This is a genomic window from Cohnella hongkongensis, assembly GCF_042654645.1.
Classification (GTDB): Bacteria; Bacillota; Bacilli; order Paenibacillales; family Paenibacillaceae; genus Cohnella; species Cohnella hongkongensis.
On record NZ_JBHSEP010000021.1, the window covers coordinates 27,278 to 47,017 of the forward strand.

The following is a 19,740-nucleotide window of genomic DNA, read 5'->3' on the forward strand; positions in this document are numbered from 1 at the left end:
TCTACGACTCCTCCCGGAATTGCGCCGGCGTCTTGCCGAAATGGCTTTTGAACAAGGAAATAAAATAGGGCACGTTGGCGTAGCCGACTCTCGGCGCGATGTCCACCACTTTGACGTTAGTCGTCAGCAGCAGCTCCTTCGCCTTGTTCATCCGGTGCAGCGTCATATATTTGTTCAGACTGATTCCCTTCTGCTTCTTGAACAGGTAGCTCAAATAGCTTGGAGACAGATACACTCGCTCGGCCAGCCGCTCCAGCGACAGATCCTGATCGTACTCTCTCTCGATCCAGCTGACGACCTCTTCGATGGCCTTCGAGGAGCCTTCTCCGAGCCTGGAGGCGGACGGCGGCGAATGCTCTTCGAGGACGGCCCTCATGACGAGGCGCAGATCGGTTAACCTCGTCGTTTTGTTTACGCTTTCAAGATGCTTGTTGAAGAGATCGAAGTTTTTACGCGCCGAAGCGTCGAACAGCGCTTTGACGACTTCCATGCATACGTATTTGACATAGATGGAAGATAGGCGATCGCTGTTTTGCAGCTGATCGAACAGCTGCTCGAACCGCAGCGAGGCGAAGTCGAACCGCGTGCGCTCGATGTGCCGCTTCACTTCGTCCAGCATCTCCTGAACGGCCGTCGTCACCTCGTCCGGGGACGTCCGATTCGTCAGCACGACCGTCCCTTCGCTCCAGAAAAACTTCCCTTCGAGCGACGTCTCCATCGTCTGATATTCGCGAATAAGCTGGTCGATCGTCTCTACCGGACCGCTGACGACAACGGCGACGTCCTGCCCGTAATCGGACCGCAGCCGCTCCGTCAGCGTCCGCGCGATGCTCACGAACGGTTCCGCGGCCTCTCCCGGCTGCGCTTCGGCGAACAGCAGCGCCTGAAATTCGTTCAGGTGAATCCATTCCCGCCACCGCCCGACAACCGCATCGAGCCGCTTCTCGAAATCCGAAGGCGTCCGGTCGAAAAACCGGCTCGGCGCGTCCAGCATCAGCAGGCGCAGGCTCGGCGCATAGCCGAATTCGGACAGCCTCATGCCGGCGTACTCGTCCGGTTGAAGCCGCCCGGACAGCAGATCGGCCAGAAGCCGGGTTTTCTCCTTGCGCGATTCCCGTTCGTACGCCATCTCCATCCGCTCCAGCTGCTCCCGCTCCTGCCGCTCCTCCTCGCACTGCTGAGCGGCTTGCGAGAGCACCTTCAGCGCGTCGGTCACCTGGATCGGCTTCAGCATATAGCGGATCGCCCGCACGTCGATCGCCCTCTGAGCATACTCGAACTCCCCGTAAGCGCTCATGAAGATGATTTTAACCGGCCAGCCTGCCTGCCTGATCCGGTCCGCCAGCTCCAGTCCGTCCATGCCGGGCATCCGAATGTCCGACAGCACAATATCGACCGGATTGGTTTCGAGATATTTCAGCGCGCTTTCGGCGCTGTCGGCCTCGGCCAGCTCCAGTTCGAGCTTGAACTTCCCGACCAGAAACCGCACGCCCTCCCTTTCGAACTTATCGTCGTCCACTACGAGCATCTTCAGCATGCCGCTTTCCCCCTTCTGCTTGCTCGAATGTTCAACTCCTTGTTCGACACGAGGATATCATCCTCCTGCTGTCCACAATCTGAACGAGGCTACGTCCCCTGCCGGGCGCATAACCTCAATCGACCCGACCGCCGATTCAGGCGATTGGGTCGATTGGACGTTTAATCTATATTCCCGCTTTCATTTTTTTAGAAGCCGATATCGTCCCGGGCGGCCGCTTTCTCGGCTACGAAATCCGCCATTTCCTGCGCGCCTGCCGCCCTGTACTTGTCTTGGATGTCGTGCAGAATTTTCAGCGCGTCTTCATCGGATTTTGCGAAGAGGGCTTTCCGGAATTCGGTGTCAAAATTCAAAGCGCTGGTCGCATCCCGGTATTTTTCGTATGACGGCCATTCCCTGGCAACATAGTTGGCGCTGATCTTGTCGATCACCTGGATCGGCATTTTTTTCGAGAAGCTTTCCTCCAGCTTCTTCCACTCCGTCTTCTGGTCCTCCGGCTGTGGCCAGGTTACATCGGAGGAGAAGGCGCCGATGAATCGGCCGGGCAGAAAGTTAAGTCCGTCGTCGCGTTTCTCGTCCGGGTTATCGTCATACCTTTGCTTCACATCGGGAATCCACCGAGGCTGTCCGTTGTCCATCGTATACGTCTGGCCTTCGATGCCCCAATGAGCGAGCAGACGGCCTTCGTCGCTGTTTACATAATCGAGGTACCGCAGCGCTGCATCGGGATCTTTGATTTTGGCGCTCAAGAAGAGGACCGGGAATCCGCCGCGTCCGGGCGTCGCTACCTGTGTCGCGATTTCCCCTTTTTTGTTTTTCATCGGACCCAGCAATTCGTACTGCATTTCGGGGTTCGTCTTGTAGAGCGTCTTTTCCAGTTGGGCCATCATCGGTTGGGCTCCGAACACGGCCATCTTGCCGGTAGCGAGCTTCTCATTGGCGGTCGTATCGGTGTTGCTGAAGGCTTCGGGATCGAACAGACCGTTCGAGATCAGTTTTCTCATGAACAGCATTCGGGGTTCCTGATCTTCGCCAAGCGTCCAATGCGTCAGCTTCCCGTCTTCCAGACGGAAGTCCGAAATGTTGTAATCCGACCACCCCGCCAGGAATTGGCCATAATCCCAGCCGTTGTGCATGGTGCCGGCAGGGATGACCGACTTTCCGCCGATATCCTTGAAATTGCCGTTCTTGATTTGGGTCAGAAGCTCGTACAGCTTATCTTGCGTATCGATATCTGCGGGATTCACATTCAAAGCCTTCAGAATGTCTCCGCGCGCATAGAGGCCGTAATTCCAGTTATGAATGCTCTCCAGCGTACCGTCCGGCGTCTCCACCGGAATAAAATATTGCTTGCCCTCGAAGTCCGGGCTGTTCATCTCGAATTCGTAAAAGTCCTTGGATACGCCGGTCGTCAGCAGCCGCTTCACGTTGGGATATTTATCGAGATAAGGGGTCAAATCCAGAAGCTGCCCTTCCATTGCCGCCTTTTTGATGACTTGCCCTTCACCGGATGTCGTCGACCAGAACGGGGCGTTGACGATATCCGGAACCGTGTCGGAAGCAAAAATCGTGTTCAGTTTTTCAACCTCGCTGGTCGTAATGGACTCCAGCTCCAGCGTTACGCCGATTTTCTCCCTAATTTGCCGCGCAACGAGATTGTTTTCCTGGTCCTGCGGGAATGCGCCGCCGCCTCCGTTCCAGGCGCTCAGGTATGTCAGCGTGACCGCCTTGGGCGATTCCGATCCTTTTTGCTCCGAGCTTCCCGAGGGAACCCCCGAGCTGTTGCTTTCTCCGTTTCCGCTGCATGCGGCGACAGCGAGTACGAGCATTGGGACGGCAATCATCATGCTAAGCGAACTTTTCAACTTTGTTTTGCGCATTTGACAAGCCCCTTTCGTTTGCTCATTTTTATATAAAAGGCGGTGCCTTTTATACCGTCGGCTACTCCTTCAGCGAACCTACCAGCACGCCTTTCACGAAATATTTCTGCAGGAACGGATACACGCAGATGATCGGTGTCGTAATGATGATGACGAAGGTCATCCGAAGCGCTTCCGGAGTGACGCCGCGCAGCCCCATCTGGGACTGGCTCATGTTCTGGATGCTGGAGCCGCTTGATCCCGTCATCGTCTGGAAGGAAGCTTCGCTGATCATCTTGTTCAGGAACGTGGCGGCGGGATAGAGGTCCTCGTTCTGAACGAAGAACTGTCCGGTAAACCAATCGTTCCAGACGCCTACCCCGACAAACAAGGCGATCGTGGCGAGAACCGGCATCGAAAGAGGGAGGATGATTTTCGCGAATACCGACAGCTCGCTGGCGCCGTCGATTCGGGCCGATTCCGACAGGCTTCCCGGGATTCCGTCGAAAAACGTTTTCATGACGATCGCGTTAAAAAAGTTGTACATCATCGGCAGAATCAGCACCCAGTACGTGTTGAGGATCCCCAGCTGCCGGAACAGGATAAAGGTCGGAATCAGCCCGCCGCTGAACAGCGTGGTAAAGAAAAAGAAGAACACGATATACTTTCTTCCCGGCAGTCCCTTGCGCGAAAGCCCGTAGGCCAGAAGAGCCGTCAGCAGAACGGAACCTGCGGTGACGATAAACGTTCTTGACACCGAGATCAGAAAGGAATTCAATATGAGCGGATTGTTGAACGCCTTATTGTAGTTCTCAAGCGTAAAGGCTCGCGGGAAAAAGTAGATGCCGCCCTTCATGGCGTCGTAGCCGTCGTTAAACGAAAGCGCAAGAAAATAGATAAAGGGATAAAGGGCCGTCAGGCTAAACAACGTCAGCACCGCATAATTAAATGCCGAATACGCTTTATCGGCTGCGGACATTTTTCTTACGCCCATACCCGCGCCTCCTTTGTTTCATGTGATGAAGCCGCCCTCTTACCATAGCGATACGTCGCTTACCTTTTTGGAGATCTTGTTGACGACCACGATAAGAAGGAGCGAGATGAACGACTTGAACAAGCCGATCGCCGTGGAGTAAGCGAACTGCCCCTGCTGGATCCCCGTTTTCAACACGTAGGTGTCCAGTATCTCCGCGACGCTTATGGTAGCGGGCGTCTGCATGAGCCAGATTTGGTCGAATCCTGCGTTCAGGATGCCGCTTAGAGAGAAAATCAGCAAAATGCCGATCGTAGGCGTGAGGCAGGGCAGCGTAATTTTGAATAACGTGCTCCAGCGGCCTGCGCCGTCCATTTCCGCCGCCTCGTACAAGTGCGGGTCGATATTGGTCAGGGCGGCCAAATAAATGATCGATCCCCATCCGACGCCCTTCCATATATCCGAAATAATGACCAGCGGATAAAACAACGACGTCATGCCCATAAAAAAGATCGGCTCCAGCCCCATCCGTTCACGGATGTCGTTGATCAGCCCGACGTTGGGCGAAAGAATTTTCTGCATCAGCGTCACGACGACGACCCAGGATACGAAGTGGGGAAGATAGGATATCGTCTGGAAAATCCGCTTAATTTTGTTGTGCAGGACGGCGTTCAGCATTAAGGCCAGAATCAGCGGCGCCGGGAATCCGAACAGCAGCTTGAGCGCGCTGATGGACAGCGTATTGTAGAGAACCGAATAGAAACTGGAATCGTTCAGAAACTGTTCGAAATATCGAAAGCCCGCCCAGGGGCTGCCTAGTATTCCCATGTTATATTTGAAATCTTTGAACGCGATCAAAATGCCGTACATCGGATAGTAGCAAAACACGAGGTACCAGACGATCGCGGGGAGCATGAATAAGTAGATATGTCTGAAGCTCCATACCTTGGTCCAGGTTTTGTTCGTTCTTATCGGCAAGACCCCGGGTCTCGCTTCTTTCACGATCATGGGTTCTCCCACCTCCTGCAAAATGTAGCCCCTCGAAGCGCGTTCAAATCCGAGACCGTCGTACGGAATCGTTTCCGTACAGCGGCTCTGCCGTCCAGGCTTCTCCGGTCTCGTCGGAAGAAGCCCGGACGGAACAGCGGCGTCAGCTTTCCCAGTCGACCCGCACCTTCGCCTTGTTTTCGTTCCCGTGCCGGTATTCCAGCAGAACGCTGCGCGTCCCTTCGTCCCATTCCCATGCCATCGGCTCCGTCGTCCCTTCGCATTCAAGCGCAGCGGAGACCGGCATGCGAGGACAATAGAACCTTGCCGTCGCGCACATGCTTGCGGGCCCCCTCGCGACGAACGTAAACCCGTATGCCTGCGAGCTCAGTTCCTCGATTCGGGACGAAGCGGAGATGACCGCCGCCTCGTCTGCCGCCGGACGGCCGGCCTCCACATCGAACAGCAGCGTCTGCTCGCCCGGCATCAGCCGCACCTTCGGCTTGACCGGCAGCTTCGGGTCGAACAAGTCTACGACCGGGCCCTCGATGTCGAGCGGCTCATCCGCAACCGACTCCTCCATCACCGCCGCGATCACGTAAGGTCCCCGCTTCATTTTGAAATAGTGCTTCGAACGCCAGCCGCACGACGGATCTCCGAGCGCCTTCATCGCCTGTCTGACCGTCGAGCGCAGCGACTCCGCTCCCGCTTCCGACGCGGCGCATTCGTCCGGCCGAACTGCGAGATAGCCGACCGCGCCCTTGCCCACGCTATGGACTCCGCCTGCCGCCTCGCCCAGCTGCAGCTGCTCGAACAGATGCTCGCGGGGCGAACGATAGATCCGGCTTCCTCCGTTCGAGCTCTTGCTCTCGTTCCACCAGGCTCGAATTCGGTGATACGGATCGGAGTCGTCTCCGACATAGATGAGCGCTCCTCCTTCCCGCACCCACCCGGCCAATGCGTAATGCAGATCGGGATATTCCGGCTTCATATATTCGTAGCTGAGCAGCAGGACGCGGTAATCGTTCAGATAATGAGCGAAGCGCCTTACGTTATCCAACTGGACCGGTCGTACGGGAATGCCGTGCTTGAGCAGCGGCAGCGCGAGACCGTAGAACGGGGAGAAATCAAGCAGCTCCGCGTCCCCTTCTTGCAGGAAGCCCTCCGGATCGGTTCCGTCGTACTTGCCCGCATTGGCCGCCGCGGCATCCGGCTTCATCCGCTGGAACATCGCAGAATCGGCAATAAGCACTCCGATCCCCTGCGCCGCGTCCTCCGTCTCGACCTCGTCCTGCTCCATTCTCCCGAGCGTATGCATCACATGAAGCAGCGTCGTCGCGTAATCGGGCGGAATGGCCACCCTTCCGGCGCCGTCCTCCGAAGGATATTTCCCTTGGAAAATCCGCCGCGGCCAAGGGGACACCTCATAGCGGGACACACCGGGATGGAGGAGAGAGGCGACAACCGTCTTGATGTAATTTTGCTTGTAATCCGACCAGGTGTGATTCGGATTGTCCTCGATCGGGTCGTGAAGAAACCACATGCGGCGGTCCGTGCCTCTGACCAGCTCCTGCATGATGCCGTATTCGAGATACGCCGTCTCGAAGGTTCGTTCCTTGCGCACGCCTTCGTACACGTTGGGAGTTCGCGATGTTCCCGTCCAGATCTGGGCGATGTACCCGTCGATGGACGGCAGCTCGAGCAGTCTGGATTCCGGACTGACGATCCGCCACTGCGTGTAATTGATCAGGCTGTGCGTCGGAACGTAGAACCGCAGCTGCCGGCCGTACCGAAGATGAGCGTAGTCCTTCATCTCCGCGCATAGCCGGTCCAGCGCCCGCGTATATAAAAACGCTTTCAACTTCGAAGCGCGATACTGCGCGTCCGGCGAAGCGTGCGGGGGCGACCATGGCTCGCCGTAATAGAGCAGCCATTCCCGCTTGAACGCCTCGGAGTAACCGCCGTTAACCCAAAACTCCGGCTCCTCCAGATGGATCGCCTCCACCCCCGCATCCACGGCGATGCGGATTCGCTCGGCCAAATAATCGGTAAAGCTGAGCGTAGGCACCATGTAAGGAATGACGACCGGCTTTTTCCCATGCACGATCATCTCGCCCTTCCGATCGGTCTGCGCCTCGTCCCAGTGCGCTCGCCCGTCCGTTTTGCCGTCCAGATAGTCGTTGTAAGTCCCCCACGCGATGCCGGTCATCAGATGCACGATGTAGCCTTTGTCCCGCCACTCCCCGATTCGCCGCTCCATCGTATCGTCGATGCCGTACACCATGACGAAATCCGTCTGCAGATCGTAGTCCGGGTGATAAGGACCCGATTCCTGAAACCCTGTCCGTTCTTCGTTTCGATCTCTCGCCATTTCGCCCAACCTCCCGTTTTTGTTCGGATGCCAATCGAAGGTTCCTGATCTCTTTTCCACTGACTATAATATACATCTTGTATATATTCAATATGTTTTTTAGAAAAAAGGGAAAAAAATAGGGAGGGAGCCTCCTGAATAGGAAAAGGCTTCCTCCCGCCTTGCGAATACGGTCCGCTTATCCGGACGATTTCCCGATGGATCAGCGAGGCCGAATCGGTCCCGACGTCTGACGCACGACCAGCTGCGGTTCGATGAGCGACTTGGCGAAGCTTCTCGCGCTCCGCTCGCCGCGAATCACCTCAAGCAGCTTGCCCGCCGCCTTGACGCCCATCTCTCTCTCGAACTGGTTGATATGCGTGAAGATGCTGAACTCCTCCACGATCGAAGTCGGATCGTCGAAGCTTACGATCGACACGTCCCCGGGCACATCGAGACCCGCCTGCCGCGCCATCTGATAGATATGAACCCCGAGCCTGCCGTTCAAGGAAATATACGCCGTCGCCATCCGGTTGCGGATATACCGGAACAGCGGATGGCCTTCCGGGCGCTTTAAGCTCCGGGCCAGCTCGAAGCCGGTAATCATATGGGCCGGATTGATCAGCGCGCCCTTGTCCTTCAACGCGGCGATATAGCCTTCGATCCGCTCCTGCACCGTCACGGTTTGCAGCGGCGAATCGGAGCAGATCGCGATCTCGCGATGCCCGAGCTCCCAGAGATGATCGATCGCAAGACGAATGCCCTGCTTGCCGTCCGAGGCGATGAAATGCGTCTCGACGCCCGGCAGATGCCTGTCTATCAGAACGAAAGGAAAGCCTCCGAGCTTCATGCTCAGAATTTCCTCGTTATAATTTTCCTCGTCCACCGGGAAAATAAGCAAGCCCTCCGCTCCGAGCGACTTCAGCTCCTTGATGGCCGCCTTTTCCTTCTCAAGCTCGCCGCCGGACAGCATGATCACGCTCCGGTATCCTTCCGCTTCGAGCGCCTGCCGGATTCCCTCGATCAGCCGGATGGCGAAATAATCGTCGATCGACGGCATGACCAGACCGATCATCCCGGAGCGCGCGGCCCGTTCGCCGCTCTCCTGTCCCGGCGAGGCGGCGGCCGGCGCAGACGCTCCCTGCCTCGCCCCTTTGTCCGCCACGAAACTCCCTTTGCCGGGCACCCGGGTAATGAGCTGTTCGTTCGCAAGGCCGGTCAAGGCGTTGGCCACCGTAATCTTGCTGACCTGGAACCGCTCCATCAGCTCCTTCTCCGTAGGAATCCGGTCGCCGCTCTTCATCTCCTCTACAGCGATAATATCCCGGATGTAGTCCTGAATTTGCTGATATAGCGGGACTCGTTCGTTCGCGCTCATCGTCATCACCAATCCCATAGCGGTAATATGTAATATATATTATATTTCTTATTGGCAAAGAGCAACAGAAGTACCGAAGGAGCCCCCCGGAAACCGGGTACTTTCGCCCTATCCTCAGCTGTGAAAATCAATCGATTTTCGCCATCGTTCGACCTTCGCCCCTTTCGGGCAATCGCCGTTGATGGGGAATTGTCCGCGCGCTTGTCGAACTTTCTCGACACCCAAATTATATATATTCAATATAGAAAAACCGCCCCTGATCGCAAGTCGCGGATACGGGACGGTTCTTTGTACTTCTATAACGGACGGCCGAACGATTCGCACGGGACCATGTCCAGCGCGAACGCGAGCGGCCGGTCCGGCCGGAGCAGGTAGGACTCCAGCGTCGGCGCGTAACCGCAGCTGTGATTGCCGAGACCGCTCTGGGCGGCGTCCAGCTTGACGATCGTCTCCTTCAGACGGGTCAGCCGGTGAACATGGCTCGCGCGGGTCAGATCCTCGGTCGCGTAATGATGGGCGCTGACGTTGAAGAGTCCCCCTTCGGCGCCCGCGAACAGAAGGCCGACGCCGGAGCCGTTCGTCACCGCCGCCCAGCGGACGTCGGCTTTGTTGCCGTTCTCCTGCGGCTTGACGTACGGCACGAACTGCTCCTGGACCGTCCCGCCGTAGACGCCGAGCTTGCCGCTTTCCTTGCGGTCGGCGTAGCACTCGTGAGGTCCCCTGCCGAACCAGTCGAGCCTCTCGAATCCGGCCGGCATCGTCAGCTCGAAGCCGAATCGGGGCAGCGGAGGCAGCCCCTCCCTCGGCTCGGCTCGCGCTTCGATCCGCAGCGATCCGTCGGCGCGGACAACGGTCAGCGTTCGCGTCCGGAATGCGACGCTTTCGCCTCTTGCGCCGACGATCGCGTCGACCGAGACGGCCAGCTCCGATTCGGCCGTCGGCCGAAAGCTTACGCCGCGTATGTCGGTGACAAGCCGATCGTAGCCCGCCTTAACCCATTCCCGGGCCAATCGCACGTCGTTGTCCACCGGCGCGCGCCAGAAGTTAAGCTTCGGCCCCGACGCCAGCACCGATACGCCCCGGACGATCCAGTCCGCGAGCCGCCCCGTCCGCTTGCAGAACGACAGCTCCTTGTCGGCGCCGACGACGCGAACGTACCGGTCGTCCTCCTCGATCCGGAACCGGCCGCGTGCATCGTTCGGGATCTTCCCGTCCGCCGTTCGTTCCGCTCCGGGCATCGCCGAGCTCCCGAACGGCAGCTCCGGCCGAACTTCCCCGGAACCGGGGAACTCCTGCCGGCCCGTAGAATCGACCGGATGCCGCTGCGGCGCGACCTCCAGCGGCAGATCCGCCCACGCCGCTTCGTCGTCCGGCTCCTCCCACGGGGCGCGCCGGCGCGGAACGAAGCGGACATGGATCCAATACTCGCCCGGGAGCCGTCTGCCGGCGCCGTCTGCGCCTTCAGAGCCCCGCCCGTCCGGCAGCAGGCCGTCCGGAAGCGGGATACGCACCGTCTCCGTCTCTCCCGGCCCGGCGGCTAGCGCCGGAAGCTCGCCGCTCGCCGCCGTTTCTCCGTCGCGCTTCAGCTCCCAGACCGCGCGCAAGTGGGCCAGCGTCAAGAAGTCGTACCGGTTGCGAATCGTCCATTCGCCGGTGGACGGGTTCCACGACTCCGTTCGGACCGGCTCAAGCGCCTTCTTGTATTCCAGCAGGGACGCCTTCGGCGTGCCGTCCGGGAACAGCAGGCCGTCCAGGCAGAAGCTGCCGCTGTGCGGCTCCTCCCCGAAATCGCCTCCGTACAGGTAATACGGCTCTCCGGCCTCGGTTCGCCGCCCGACGGCCAGATCCGCCCATTCCCAGATCAGGCCGCCGAGCAGGCGCGGATACTTGTAGACGGCCTCCCAATATTCACGCAGATTGCCCGTGGAGTTGCCCATCGCATGACCGTACTCGACCATCAGATAGGGACGGCTGTCCGGTTTGTTCGCTTCCGCGATCAGCATGTCCACGGACGGATACATCGTGCTGACGATGTCGACGATCGGCGCGTCGTAAGCCCGTTCGTAATGGATCGGCCGGGTCGGATCGGCCTCGCGAATCCAGTCGGCCATCGCGTCGTGGTTCGGGCCGTAGCCCGATTCGTTGCCGAGCGACCAGACGATGACCGAAGGAAAATTGCGGTCGCGCTCCACCATCCGCCGGGCCCGGTCGATATAGGCTTCCCTCCAGTCCGGGTGCTTGGACAGGAAGCTCTCTGCGGCGCCCTTGGCGAAGCCCGGCGTCTCCTGATTGACCCGCTCGCCGGTGAACGCGAAGCCGTGCGTCTCCAGATTCGCCTCGTCGATGACGTACAGCCCGTAGCGGTCGCACAGCTCCAGAAAGCGCGGATCGTTCGGATAGTGGGACAGCCGGACCGTATTGATATGGTGGCGTTTCATGAGCTCGACGTCCCGCTTCATCGATTCGACGGTGATCGCGAAGCCGCGCCAGGGGTCGAACTCGTTGCGGTTAACGCCTTTGACGACAATCGGCCGCCCGTTAACGAGCAGCTTGCCGTCCGCGATCCGAACCTGGCGAAGGCCGACGGCAATCCGCTTCGCCTCCGCCGTTCGACCGTCCGGACCGGTCAGCGTAAGGAGCAGCGTATACAGCTCGGGCGTCTCCGCCGTCCACAGCTTCGGATCCGTCAGCGATGCGCTTAGCGCTACGGTCCGCTCCTCCCCAGGAGGCGGGGATACCGCCTCGCAGCGATCCAGAACCGGATGGCCGGCGGGATCGAGCAGCTCGATCCGCAGCCGGCTCGCCGGCTGCTCCGTCCGGGACAGATTGGCGACGGCCAGCGACACGCTCAGATCGGCGGCGCCGCTGCTCTCGTTCACTTCCGTGACGACCTTCGCGTCCCGGACCGAGACCGGGGCCAGCGCCATCAAGTAGACGTCCCGGAAAATCCCGCTCAGCCGCCACTTGTCCTGGCTTTCGAGATAGCTTCCGACCGACCACTGATACACCCTGACCGCCAGCACGTTGTCGCCGGGAACGAGCAGCTCCGTAATGTCGAACTCGGCCGCCATGTGGCTGCCCTGGCTGTAGCCCGCCAGCGCCCCGTTAACCCAGACGTGATAAGCCGAGTCGACTCCTTCGAACACAAGGCGCACGCTGCGGCCGTTCCACGCCTCGTCGATGCGGAACGCCGTCCGGTAGCAGCCCGTCGGATTGTCCTGCGGCACATGGGGCGGATCGACCGGAAACGGGTAGGGACAGCTGCTGTAGTGAGGCCGTCCGTATCCGTGCAATTGCCAGTTGCCCGGCACGGGCAGCTCCCCCCAGTCCCCGTCCGCATAATCCGGCGCCTCGAACCGCTGCGGAGCCTGCTCCGGAGATTCGCAGTATCGAAACTTCCAATTCCCGTTCAGCAGACGAAAAAAAGAAGACTCTTCACGAGTCTCCGTCAGGGCCGACTCGCGGCTCGCGTAAGGAATCAAATACGCGTGCGGCGGCTCCGTATGCCTTCCCAGCACCTCCAGGCTCGCCCAGTCCGGGACGACGCCTCTACTCATCTCCTGCATGACGTTCTCCTCCATCTCTTATCCGCCCTGAAGCACCCTCTCGAAGAAGCGCTCTCCTCCGACCTGTCCGCCCTTGAGCACGAGCTCCAGTCCGTCCAGCGCCGCGTCGCTCGAGAACGCCCGGCAGAGCGGCGCTCCCGGCGCGAGCGCGGATACGCATTCGAGCGCGTAGATGCCGAGCTCCCTCGCGACGTAACCCGACGTGTCTCCTCCGGCGATGAGCACGCGAGACAGCCCCGCCTCGGCGACCAGCGTCCGGGTAAGAGCGCCCAGCTCGGCCCCGAGCACCCGGCTGCTGTCCTCGGCCCGCAGCCCCAGGTCTTCAAGCGCAAGGCGAAGCGCCGCGATGCTCGGGTCGGCCGGTCCGAATGCGGAATACAGCACGACGCTCCGGCCCGCGAGCAGATAGCTCCTGGCCTCGTCCAGCAGACGCCTTCTCGCCTCGCCGGCGAGCTCCGGACGGATCAGCTCGTGCACCGGCGCGCGAATGCCGGCGAAGCCGGCCTCCAGCGCCTCGGCGATCTGCTTCTCCGTCACCGGCGAGCAGCTTCCGGAGACGACGAGCAGCCGATCGACGGAGCCGACGGACGCCTCCTCGGACGCCTCCCTTCGGACCGAACCGTCCTCCTCCAGACAGGCGCCGAGCGCATATTCGACGCCGGACGAGCCGACGACGAACAGAGGTCCCGAACGCTCCCCCTCCTCCAGCATCAGTCGCCCGACCGTCCGCAGGCGCTTCTCGTCGAAGGCGTCGAACAGCACCACATCCGGGCTCTCTTCCGCCAGACGCGCCTCCAGCCGGGCGCGAACTTCCCCGAGCTCGCCGTCGAGCGCCAGGATGTCCATCAACGATGTACGCAGCGGCGTCTGCTTGGATAAATGCAGCAGCAGGTCCGCCTCGTCCATCGGCGTCACCGGATGCCGCGACATCGTCGGATGGCGGTCCAGCCGGTACACCCGCTCCCCCGCCGCCGCGAAATGATGGCCGAACAGCGTATACCGGCCGAGATAAGGCACGCCGACGAGCAGCGGAATATAACGGCCGCCGAACACGTCGCGCCCGAGCTCCGCCGCTTTGCCGATGCTGCCCGTATGCGGCGAGGAATCGAACGTGGAGCATATTTTATAATGCACGATCGACGCTCCGGCGCCCTTCAGCGTCTCGAAGATCGGCCGCAGCTCGCGCTCCATCTCGTCCGGCGACATCGACCGGCCGACGCCCGCCACACCGAAGGCGTCCGCCCAGGCAAATCGGCCGTCCAGCTGCTCCGCGGTCGGAGCCTCCAGGAACAGCACCGGCTTCATGCCGGAACGGAACAGCGCCTCCAACACGTCCGTCGAGCCGGTAAAGTCGTCTCCGTAATAGCAGATCGGCCTTCGCGGCCGCCCGCTCATCTCTGCCGAATGCGCCTTATGGTTCTCCCTCATCCCGCCGTCAGCCCTTCCCGTATTTGTCGATGGCCCGCTTCAGGATCGGATGCTCAAGCGCGTACTGATCCAGCGGAATGCCCTGAACCGCCGCCTCCCAGCCGAGCTTCATGCTCTCGAAGCCGGCGGCGGGACCGTCCGGATGCGCCAGCATGCCGCCGCCCGCCAGATGCATGACGTCGACGCTGCCGGTCGCCTCGTAGGTGGCCGGAGCCGTTCCCGCCCATTGCGCCGAAGAGACGACAGGCATCGCCTCGTACCCCCCGAACAGCGGAGTCGTACACGCCTTGATCGAGCGAAGCACCGACTCGTTGCTCTCGTAAAACTTGCTGTTCAAGCCGTTGACGTGCAGTTGGTCCGCTCCGGCCAACCGGCAAAGCTTCTGATAAGCGGAAAACTCGAAGCCGAGCAGCGGAGCGCGCGTCATCATCCCCCACTGGTTGCGGTGGCCGTGAATCGGCACCTCGCTGTAGCCGTTCAGATGGGCCAGACCGGCCAGACCGACGCTTAAAATGCTGACCATGACGCACGTTCCGCCAGACCGGACGACCAGATCGTGGTTGGCTTTAAGCTCGTCGATATCCCCGGTAATGTTGAACGCGTACATCAGCTTCCGCCCGGTCGCGTCCGCCGCCCTCTCCACCGCCTCCATCACCGTCTTCACTTTCAGCTCCAGCGGAAAATAGGGAGGATTCGCGTTCAGCTCGTCGTCCTTGATAAAATCCATGCCCGCCAGCGCAAGCTCGTAGACGAGCTTGCCGAGCGCTTCCGGCGACAGCCCGACGCTCGGCTTCACGATCGTCCCGAGAATCGGGCGTCCGTGGACTCCGGCCAGTCTCCTCGTGCCGCCGATCCCAAATTTCGGTCCCGGATAACGGCCGGCAAAAGAATCCGGAAGCTCCAGATCGACGAGCCGAAGGCCCGACAGCTCCTGAAGCTCGTACAGATTGCCCGCCACCGCCGACATCAGATTCGGAATCGACGCTCCGAAGTTGTGCAGCGGAAACGAAATCGTCACCCGTCCCCGCCTGTACTTGCCATCATGCCCCTGCGGCCGCTTCGCGCCGGGCAGGGAGGGAGCGTCCGCCTCCTCCAGCGCCTCGATCGCTTCAACTCTGGCGGCATGACGCTCCTTCAGCGCATCCGTCTCGCCGGGCACTGCCGTGAACGTGCCCGTCGACTGCTCCCCGGCGATCAACTCGGCGGCCTTCTCCAGCGAATAGGGCGTCTCCGCCAAATACACCGCCGTCACGCGCTCCTCGCTCATTTCCCGTTCCCCCTTCAAGTTCGCAGCTCCTCCGGCCGCCGAACGTTCATCCGCATGCCGGCGGAGTCCTGCCGAAGCCCGTCTCCCAGACGGTCTCCCCCCTGCTCAGCCGCTCCAGCGTCTCCTTGACCTGCTCGACGCCCAGGCGCGGGCTGGACAGCACCGGCTTGCCCGTCTCCGCGGCCAAAGCCTTCTCCATCCGGGCCATCGAGCCCTGCGCCAGCACGATCGCATCCGCGTCCTGCGCGGCCCGAAGCGCGGTCTCGAGCAGTATGCGGTCGTGCTCCTCCGGCCTGCCGCCGGTCAGCGCCTCGAACGCGCCCTCCGCCAGTCCGTTGACGAGCCGGACCTCCCGGCCCAGCTCCGCCGCCTTCGTCTCGATCAGACGCATCGTCGGCCGCAGCGTCGAGGGCAGCGTAGCCAGCACGGCGACGCGGTCGTAAGCCGCGGCCGCCCGTGCCGCCATCGCGTCGTCGATCTTGACGATCGGCACGCCGATCAGATTGCGCGCTTCGTCGGCGACTTCTCCGACCGACGAGCACGTATTCAGAATGACGTCCGCTCCGATCTCCTCGCCGTGATGGAAATATTGCACGAGCCGGCGAGCGACGCCGGGCGGGATGTGCCCTGCCTGGACGACGTCCCCGATAAGGGAATCGTCGATGATGTTCACCAGCCGCACGTCCGGCAGCACTTCCCGGAATACGGCCTTCAGCGGATCGGCCAGTCCCTGGCCGGTATAGACGGCAACGACGGTTTTCATCGCCTGGTTCCTCCTTTGACGTTGGCTTGCGGCATCGCGTGCCGGCGCATTACCATACGATCTCGTTGTCCGGACGGCGGTAATCTCCCTCGCGCATCGGAGCGGCATCGTACACCTTGCGTCCGCTGTAGAACGGATGATAGCGCCCTTCCGGGGAGATGCCGACGACGTCGTCGCCCCGCCACTGGGTCAGGAACGTCTGTCCGACCGCCGTTTCGACCGTCGTGCGCGTATCCAGCGGGAACGTCACCGTAATCGTTTCTCCTTCCCAAGCCTCGCCGAGCAGCAGGAAGTGTTCGTCGACCCAGCGGCTCGGCTCCATGCCGTGGCCTTCCGTGACAGCCCCGCCGCGCTCGCGGACGATTCTCACCTTCGTATAGCCGGCCCACTCCGGAATGCGAACCCGCAGCTCGTCGATATTTTTTCGAACGTGCAGCACAACCTTGCCTTCGTGCGGCAAGTAGCTGTCGACGTCGAGCCAGACGGAGCCGCGGTTGAGCAGGAAGTTGACGCTCACGCGGCCGCCTCGCACGGTGATCGTATTGCTCCAGCCCATGTACAGACCTCGGGTGCCGGAGCCGAGACAGCAGATTTGCAGATCGTTCGTATGGCCGCGCCCGTGGTTGACGTCGCAGCAGAAGTCGTTCGGAGCGGAATAGCCGGCGAACGCCCCCCGGGTGCGCTTGGCGACGTCGGTATAGCTGATGCGGCCCGGCACGTTGCCCGACTTGTCGTCGGTCTCCTTCACCCAATCGAGGTCGAGCAGCTGCGACTCCGTCAAGTGGTTGCGCAGAAACCGTTCCACCGTTCCCCAATACTTCGTGTAGCCGTTCTTCGCCAGCGTAATTCCGGTCGCGATCAGATCGACCAGCGAGCAAGTTTCGTGCTCGTATGCCTGCTCCTTCAGATCGCCCGGCGTCCACCCGAACGCGGTGCACTTGGTCAGCGCCCACGCGTAGCTCTTCTCGACCCAGGCGATCAGCTTGGCGTCGCCCGTGAATTCTCCGAAGCGCGCGATCGCGTCCAGCGTGCCGAGACGCGTATGGAAATGGCCGCTGCGGTAAGCCAGCGCGTCGTTAAAGCTGCCGTCCTCGTTAAACACGCCGCTTCGCTCGACGATGAGCGCGGTGAAGAAGCGGCACAGCTCGAAGGCGTCCTTGCTTCCCGTCACCTCGTGATATTTGAGCAGCGGCATAATGAGCCGTCCGCAGAACGCGGCCGGATCGGGAGCGAGCCGGAGCTGCACGGCGTTGCGCGACGGCCAGCCGTCCTCCTTGTATTCCGATGCCGGATAGTACCACACCTCGCGCTCCTTGATCGCGATCCGCTTCAGCGCGGCTACGTGGCGGTCGGCCGCCTCCTTGACCTTCGGGTCGCCGGTCGTCATGTACCACGTCGTCAGCGACAGAATGACGGCCCGCTGGTCGATCAGGTTGGCGTTCTGCTCCCAGTCGAAATTCGGATTGTGCTGCCGATAGCTAAGTCCGTCCTCCTTGAAAAACTTCAGCAGATTGTCGCGGTATTTGGCCTCGATCTCCTCGCCCAGCGTCTCTCCCGACATATGGCGGGCCAGAATCATGCCGTCGATCATCCGCCCGTGGGACGAGCCGAAATCCCAGTCCCCGTGCGTCAGGTTGGCCGGATTGGCCATCAGGTTGGCGGCGAAAAAGGGATAGCCGTGAAAATCCGGATCGGACATGCCCGCCATCGCGTTCAGCGCGTGTCCGGCCCGTTCCTCCAGCATCAACGTATCGGGAATCAGTCGTTTTGCCATGTTCCATCTCTCCTCTTCCATTGCTTGTCGTATCTATATAGCTTGAACCAATGAATATAGAAATCCGTTGCATTCCGAAAGGGACGGCTTGCCGCTTCAGACAGCCTGTTTTGAGTTTCTTGGATGGAATAGACCTTTAGCGGCGAGAAACTCAAAGCCAGAACTCGCGGCAAACCCTTCCCATTCTCCATGCGCTCTGCCTGCTCATCGTCGCGTCTTTGGTTCAACCTGTACAGCTTCATTCACGTTTTCCCGGAGACGAACTCGCTGCGATAATCGCCGATCGTCCTGCCGGTCTTCTTCTTGAAAATCTGGCTGAAATAGCGGTAGTCCTCATACCCGACCTTGCGGGCGATCTCGTAGTTTTTATAAGCCGGCACCTGCATCAGCTCCATCGCCTTGCGAATGCGGGTATCCGTCAAATAATCGACGAAGTTGCGGCCGGTCGTCTTCTTGAACAGACGGCTCAAATAGTCGGGATTGACGAACCGGCTTTCCGCAATGTGCTGCAGAGACAGCGGCTGGTCGTAATGGGTCTCGATCAGCTTCCGCACCTCGCGGACGATCCGTTCCCCCTGCGTCGCGCCCTGTCTTTCCGCCGCTTCCAGCGCGGCGGGAATGATCTCCTCCGCGAACAACGCCCGCACCGAGTCCGGATCGCACCGATGCTTCAGCGCTTCCGACAGCTCGAGCAGCCGCTTGCCGCAGACGTTCTCCAGGCTGGATTCGTCGGCTCGCAGCTGGCGCTCCAGCGCATGAACGAGCAGAATCGCCCCTCGCTGAAGCTGCTCGACCGTCGCCGAACCGCCGCAGATGGCGGCCAGCAGCAGCTCGAATTCCCGTTCGGCCTCCTCCCGGTTGCCCATCTGCAGCGCGAGCAGGAACGCCTGCTCTCGCTTCTGCGGATACGGCTCGCCCGCGGGCGCCGGTTCTGCTGCCTGACCCGCGAACAGGAGCGCCTCCCCGGCCGCGAGCCTGCGGCCGGCCAGCGCGGCCTGCGCCTGCGCGTAAGCCCGCCGCAGACGATCCGCCTCCGCGGGCGACGGCTCGCTGACGCCGATGCTGTAGCCGACGCCGTCCAGACGCTTCAGCTCGGCCTGCACGGCGGCAAGAAGCCGCATCAGCTCGCTCTGCGGCAAGCCGGGAGCGGCGACGGCTCCGACCGCTTCCGGGCGGCCGTCCGGGGACGGCGCCAGCGCCAGCTCCCAGTCTCCGCCGAGATAGAACGCCCGCTCCCGGATCAGCCTCTCCCGCAGGGAACGCAGCGTGGCGGTGCCGCCCCCGTCTTCCCGGTAGCGGTCGGCCCGGGCGACGAAGACGACGGAGGACAGGCCCGCCCACGCATCCGCCGGTTCAGCCCGAAGCGCTCCCGGAGCGCCGCCCTGGAGCTCCGGCTCCGACCGCTCCAGCAGCAGATCGCGGAACCAGCGGTCGCTCCGCCGGACCTCCTCGGCTTTCCGCCGCTCCTCCTCTCTCCGGTCGAGCTCCGCCACCGCCTTGTCCAGCACGTCGGCGAGCTCCTCCTTCTTGACCGGCTTGAGCAAGTAATCGAAGGCGTGATGCCGGATCGCCTGCTTCGTGTATTCGAAATCCGAATAGCCGCTGACGACGATCGTGAGGAGCTCCGGCAGCTCGGCGTCCAGCAGCGCGAGCAGCTCCTTGCCGTCCAGCCCGGGCATCCGCATATCGAGAAACAGCAAGTCGGGCTTCTGCTCCAGCGCCATCTCGTAAGCGTCCTGGCCGTCGGCCGCCTCGCCCGCCAGCCGGAGGCCCAGCCGCTCCCACGGGATCGATTGAATGAGTCCGCGCCGGACCCATCTCTCGTCGTCGACCACCATCACTTTGCGCATGCCGGGCC

12 protein-coding genes are annotated in these 19,740 nt (G+C 61.2%); all 12 read right to left on the reverse strand.

Features of this window, described 5'->3' with window-relative positions; all coding sequences use genetic code 11:
* Position 1: 1 nt before the first annotated feature.
* Entirely contained in the window at positions 2 to 1,537 is a 1,536-nt protein-coding gene (locus ACFO3S_RS22135; RefSeq protein WP_378100524.1) for a response regulator transcription factor, read from the reverse strand.
* A 188-nt stretch (positions 1,538 to 1,725) separates the two neighbouring features.
* Positions 1,726 to 3,417 (reverse strand): extracellular solute-binding protein, encoded by a 1,692-nt coding sequence (locus ACFO3S_RS22140; protein ID WP_378100526.1) that lies wholly within the window; start codon positions 3,415 to 3,417, stop codon positions 1,726 to 1,728.
* 61 nt (positions 3,418 to 3,478) lie between these two features.
* On the reverse strand, positions 3,479 to 4,390 hold the full coding sequence (locus tag ACFO3S_RS22145) for a carbohydrate ABC transporter permease (RefSeq protein WP_378100528.1): 912 nt from the start codon (positions 4,388 to 4,390) through the stop codon (positions 3,479 to 3,481).
* A gap of 39 nt (positions 4,391 to 4,429) precedes the next feature.
* The gene (locus tag ACFO3S_RS22150) at positions 4,430 to 5,377 is read right to left on the reverse strand and encodes an ABC transporter permease (RefSeq protein ID WP_378100530.1); all 948 of its coding nucleotides are present in this window, start codon (positions 5,375 to 5,377) and stop codon (positions 4,430 to 4,432) included.
* A 142-nt stretch (positions 5,378 to 5,519) separates the two neighbouring features.
* Positions 5,520 to 7,727 (reverse strand): hypothetical protein, encoded by a 2,208-nt coding sequence (locus tag ACFO3S_RS22155; RefSeq protein WP_378100532.1) that lies wholly within the window; start codon positions 7,725 to 7,727, stop codon positions 5,520 to 5,522.
* A gap of 202 nt (positions 7,728 to 7,929) precedes the next feature.
* A complete protein-coding gene (locus ACFO3S_RS22160) occupies positions 7,930 to 9,084 on the reverse strand; it encodes a GntR family transcriptional regulator (RefSeq protein ID WP_378100534.1) in 1,155 nt (384 codons plus the stop codon).
* A 296-nt stretch (positions 9,085 to 9,380) separates the two neighbouring features.
* A complete protein-coding gene (locus ACFO3S_RS22165; RefSeq protein ID WP_378100536.1) occupies positions 9,381 to 12,650 on the reverse strand; it encodes a glycoside hydrolase family 2 TIM barrel-domain containing protein in 3,270 nt (1,089 codons plus the stop codon).
* An 18-nt stretch (positions 12,651 to 12,668) separates the two neighbouring features.
* Entirely contained in the window at positions 12,669 to 14,078 is a 1,410-nt protein-coding gene (locus ACFO3S_RS22170) for a four-carbon acid sugar kinase family protein (protein WP_378100537.1), read from the reverse strand.
* Between the two features lie 7 nt (positions 14,079 to 14,085).
* Positions 14,086 to 15,345, reverse strand: coding sequence for a ribulose-bisphosphate carboxylase large subunit family protein (locus ACFO3S_RS22175; protein ID WP_378100539.1), 1,260 nt, complete (start codon positions 15,343 to 15,345; stop codon positions 14,086 to 14,088).
* Positions 15,346 to 15,391: 46 nt separating this feature from the next.
* A complete protein-coding gene (locus ACFO3S_RS22180) occupies positions 15,392 to 16,108 on the reverse strand; it encodes an aspartate/glutamate racemase family protein (RefSeq protein WP_378100541.1) in 717 nt (238 codons plus the stop codon).
* 49 nt (positions 16,109 to 16,157) lie between these two features.
* Positions 16,158 to 17,882 carry a glycoside hydrolase family protein gene (locus ACFO3S_RS22185; RefSeq protein WP_378100543.1) on the reverse strand — a complete coding sequence of 575 codons (1,725 nt, stop codon included), beginning with the start codon at positions 17,880 to 17,882 and terminating at the stop codon, positions 16,158 to 16,160.
* 242 nt (positions 17,883 to 18,124) lie between these two features.
* The gene (locus tag ACFO3S_RS22190; RefSeq protein WP_378100545.1) at positions 18,125 to 19,732 is read right to left on the reverse strand and encodes a response regulator transcription factor; all 1,608 of its coding nucleotides are present in this window, start codon (positions 19,730 to 19,732) and stop codon (positions 18,125 to 18,127) included.
* Between the last annotated feature and the right edge of the window lie 8 nt (positions 19,733 to 19,740).

Excerpts from the sequence above, each read along its gene's own strand:
- ACFO3S_RS22135 (WP_378100524.1), bottom strand. The coding sequence starts at position 1,537 with ATGCTGAAGATGCTCGTAGTGGACGACGATAAGTTCGAAAGGGAGGGC.
- ACFO3S_RS22140 (WP_378100526.1), bottom strand. The coding sequence starts at position 3,417 with ATGCGCAAAACAAAGTTGAAAAGTTCGCTTAGCATGATGATTGCCGTC.
- ACFO3S_RS22145 (WP_378100528.1), bottom strand. The coding sequence starts at position 4,390 with ATGGGCGTAAGAAAAATGTCCGCAGCCGATAAAGCGTATTCGGCATTT.
- ACFO3S_RS22150 (WP_378100530.1), bottom strand. The coding sequence starts at position 5,377 with ATGATCGTGAAAGAAGCGAGACCCGGGGTCTTGCCGATAAGAACGAAC.
- ACFO3S_RS22155 (WP_378100532.1), bottom strand. The coding sequence starts at position 7,727 with ATGGCGAGAGATCGAAACGAAGAACGGACAGGGTTTCAGGAATCGGGT.
- ACFO3S_RS22160 (WP_378100534.1), bottom strand. The coding sequence starts at position 9,084 with ATGAGCGCGAACGAACGAGTCCCGCTATATCAGCAAATTCAGGACTAC.
- ACFO3S_RS22165 (WP_378100536.1), bottom strand. The coding sequence starts at position 12,650 with ATGCAGGAGATGAGTAGAGGCGTCGTCCCGGACTGGGCGAGCCTGGAG.
- ACFO3S_RS22170 (WP_378100537.1), bottom strand. The coding sequence starts at position 14,078 with ATGAGGGAGAACCATAAGGCGCATTCGGCAGAGATGAGCGGGCGGCCG.
- ACFO3S_RS22175 (WP_378100539.1), bottom strand. The coding sequence starts at position 15,345 with ATGAGCGAGGAGCGCGTGACGGCGGTGTATTTGGCGGAGACGCCCTAT.
- ACFO3S_RS22180 (WP_378100541.1), bottom strand. The coding sequence starts at position 16,108 with ATGAAAACCGTCGTTGCCGTCTATACCGGCCAGGGACTGGCCGATCCG.
- ACFO3S_RS22185 (WP_378100543.1), bottom strand. The coding sequence starts at position 17,882 with ATGGCAAAACGACTGATTCCCGATACGTTGATGCTGGAGGAACGGGCC.
- ACFO3S_RS22190 (WP_378100545.1), bottom strand. The coding sequence starts at position 19,732 with ATGCGCAAAGTGATGGTGGTCGACGACGAGAGATGGGTCCGGCGCGGA.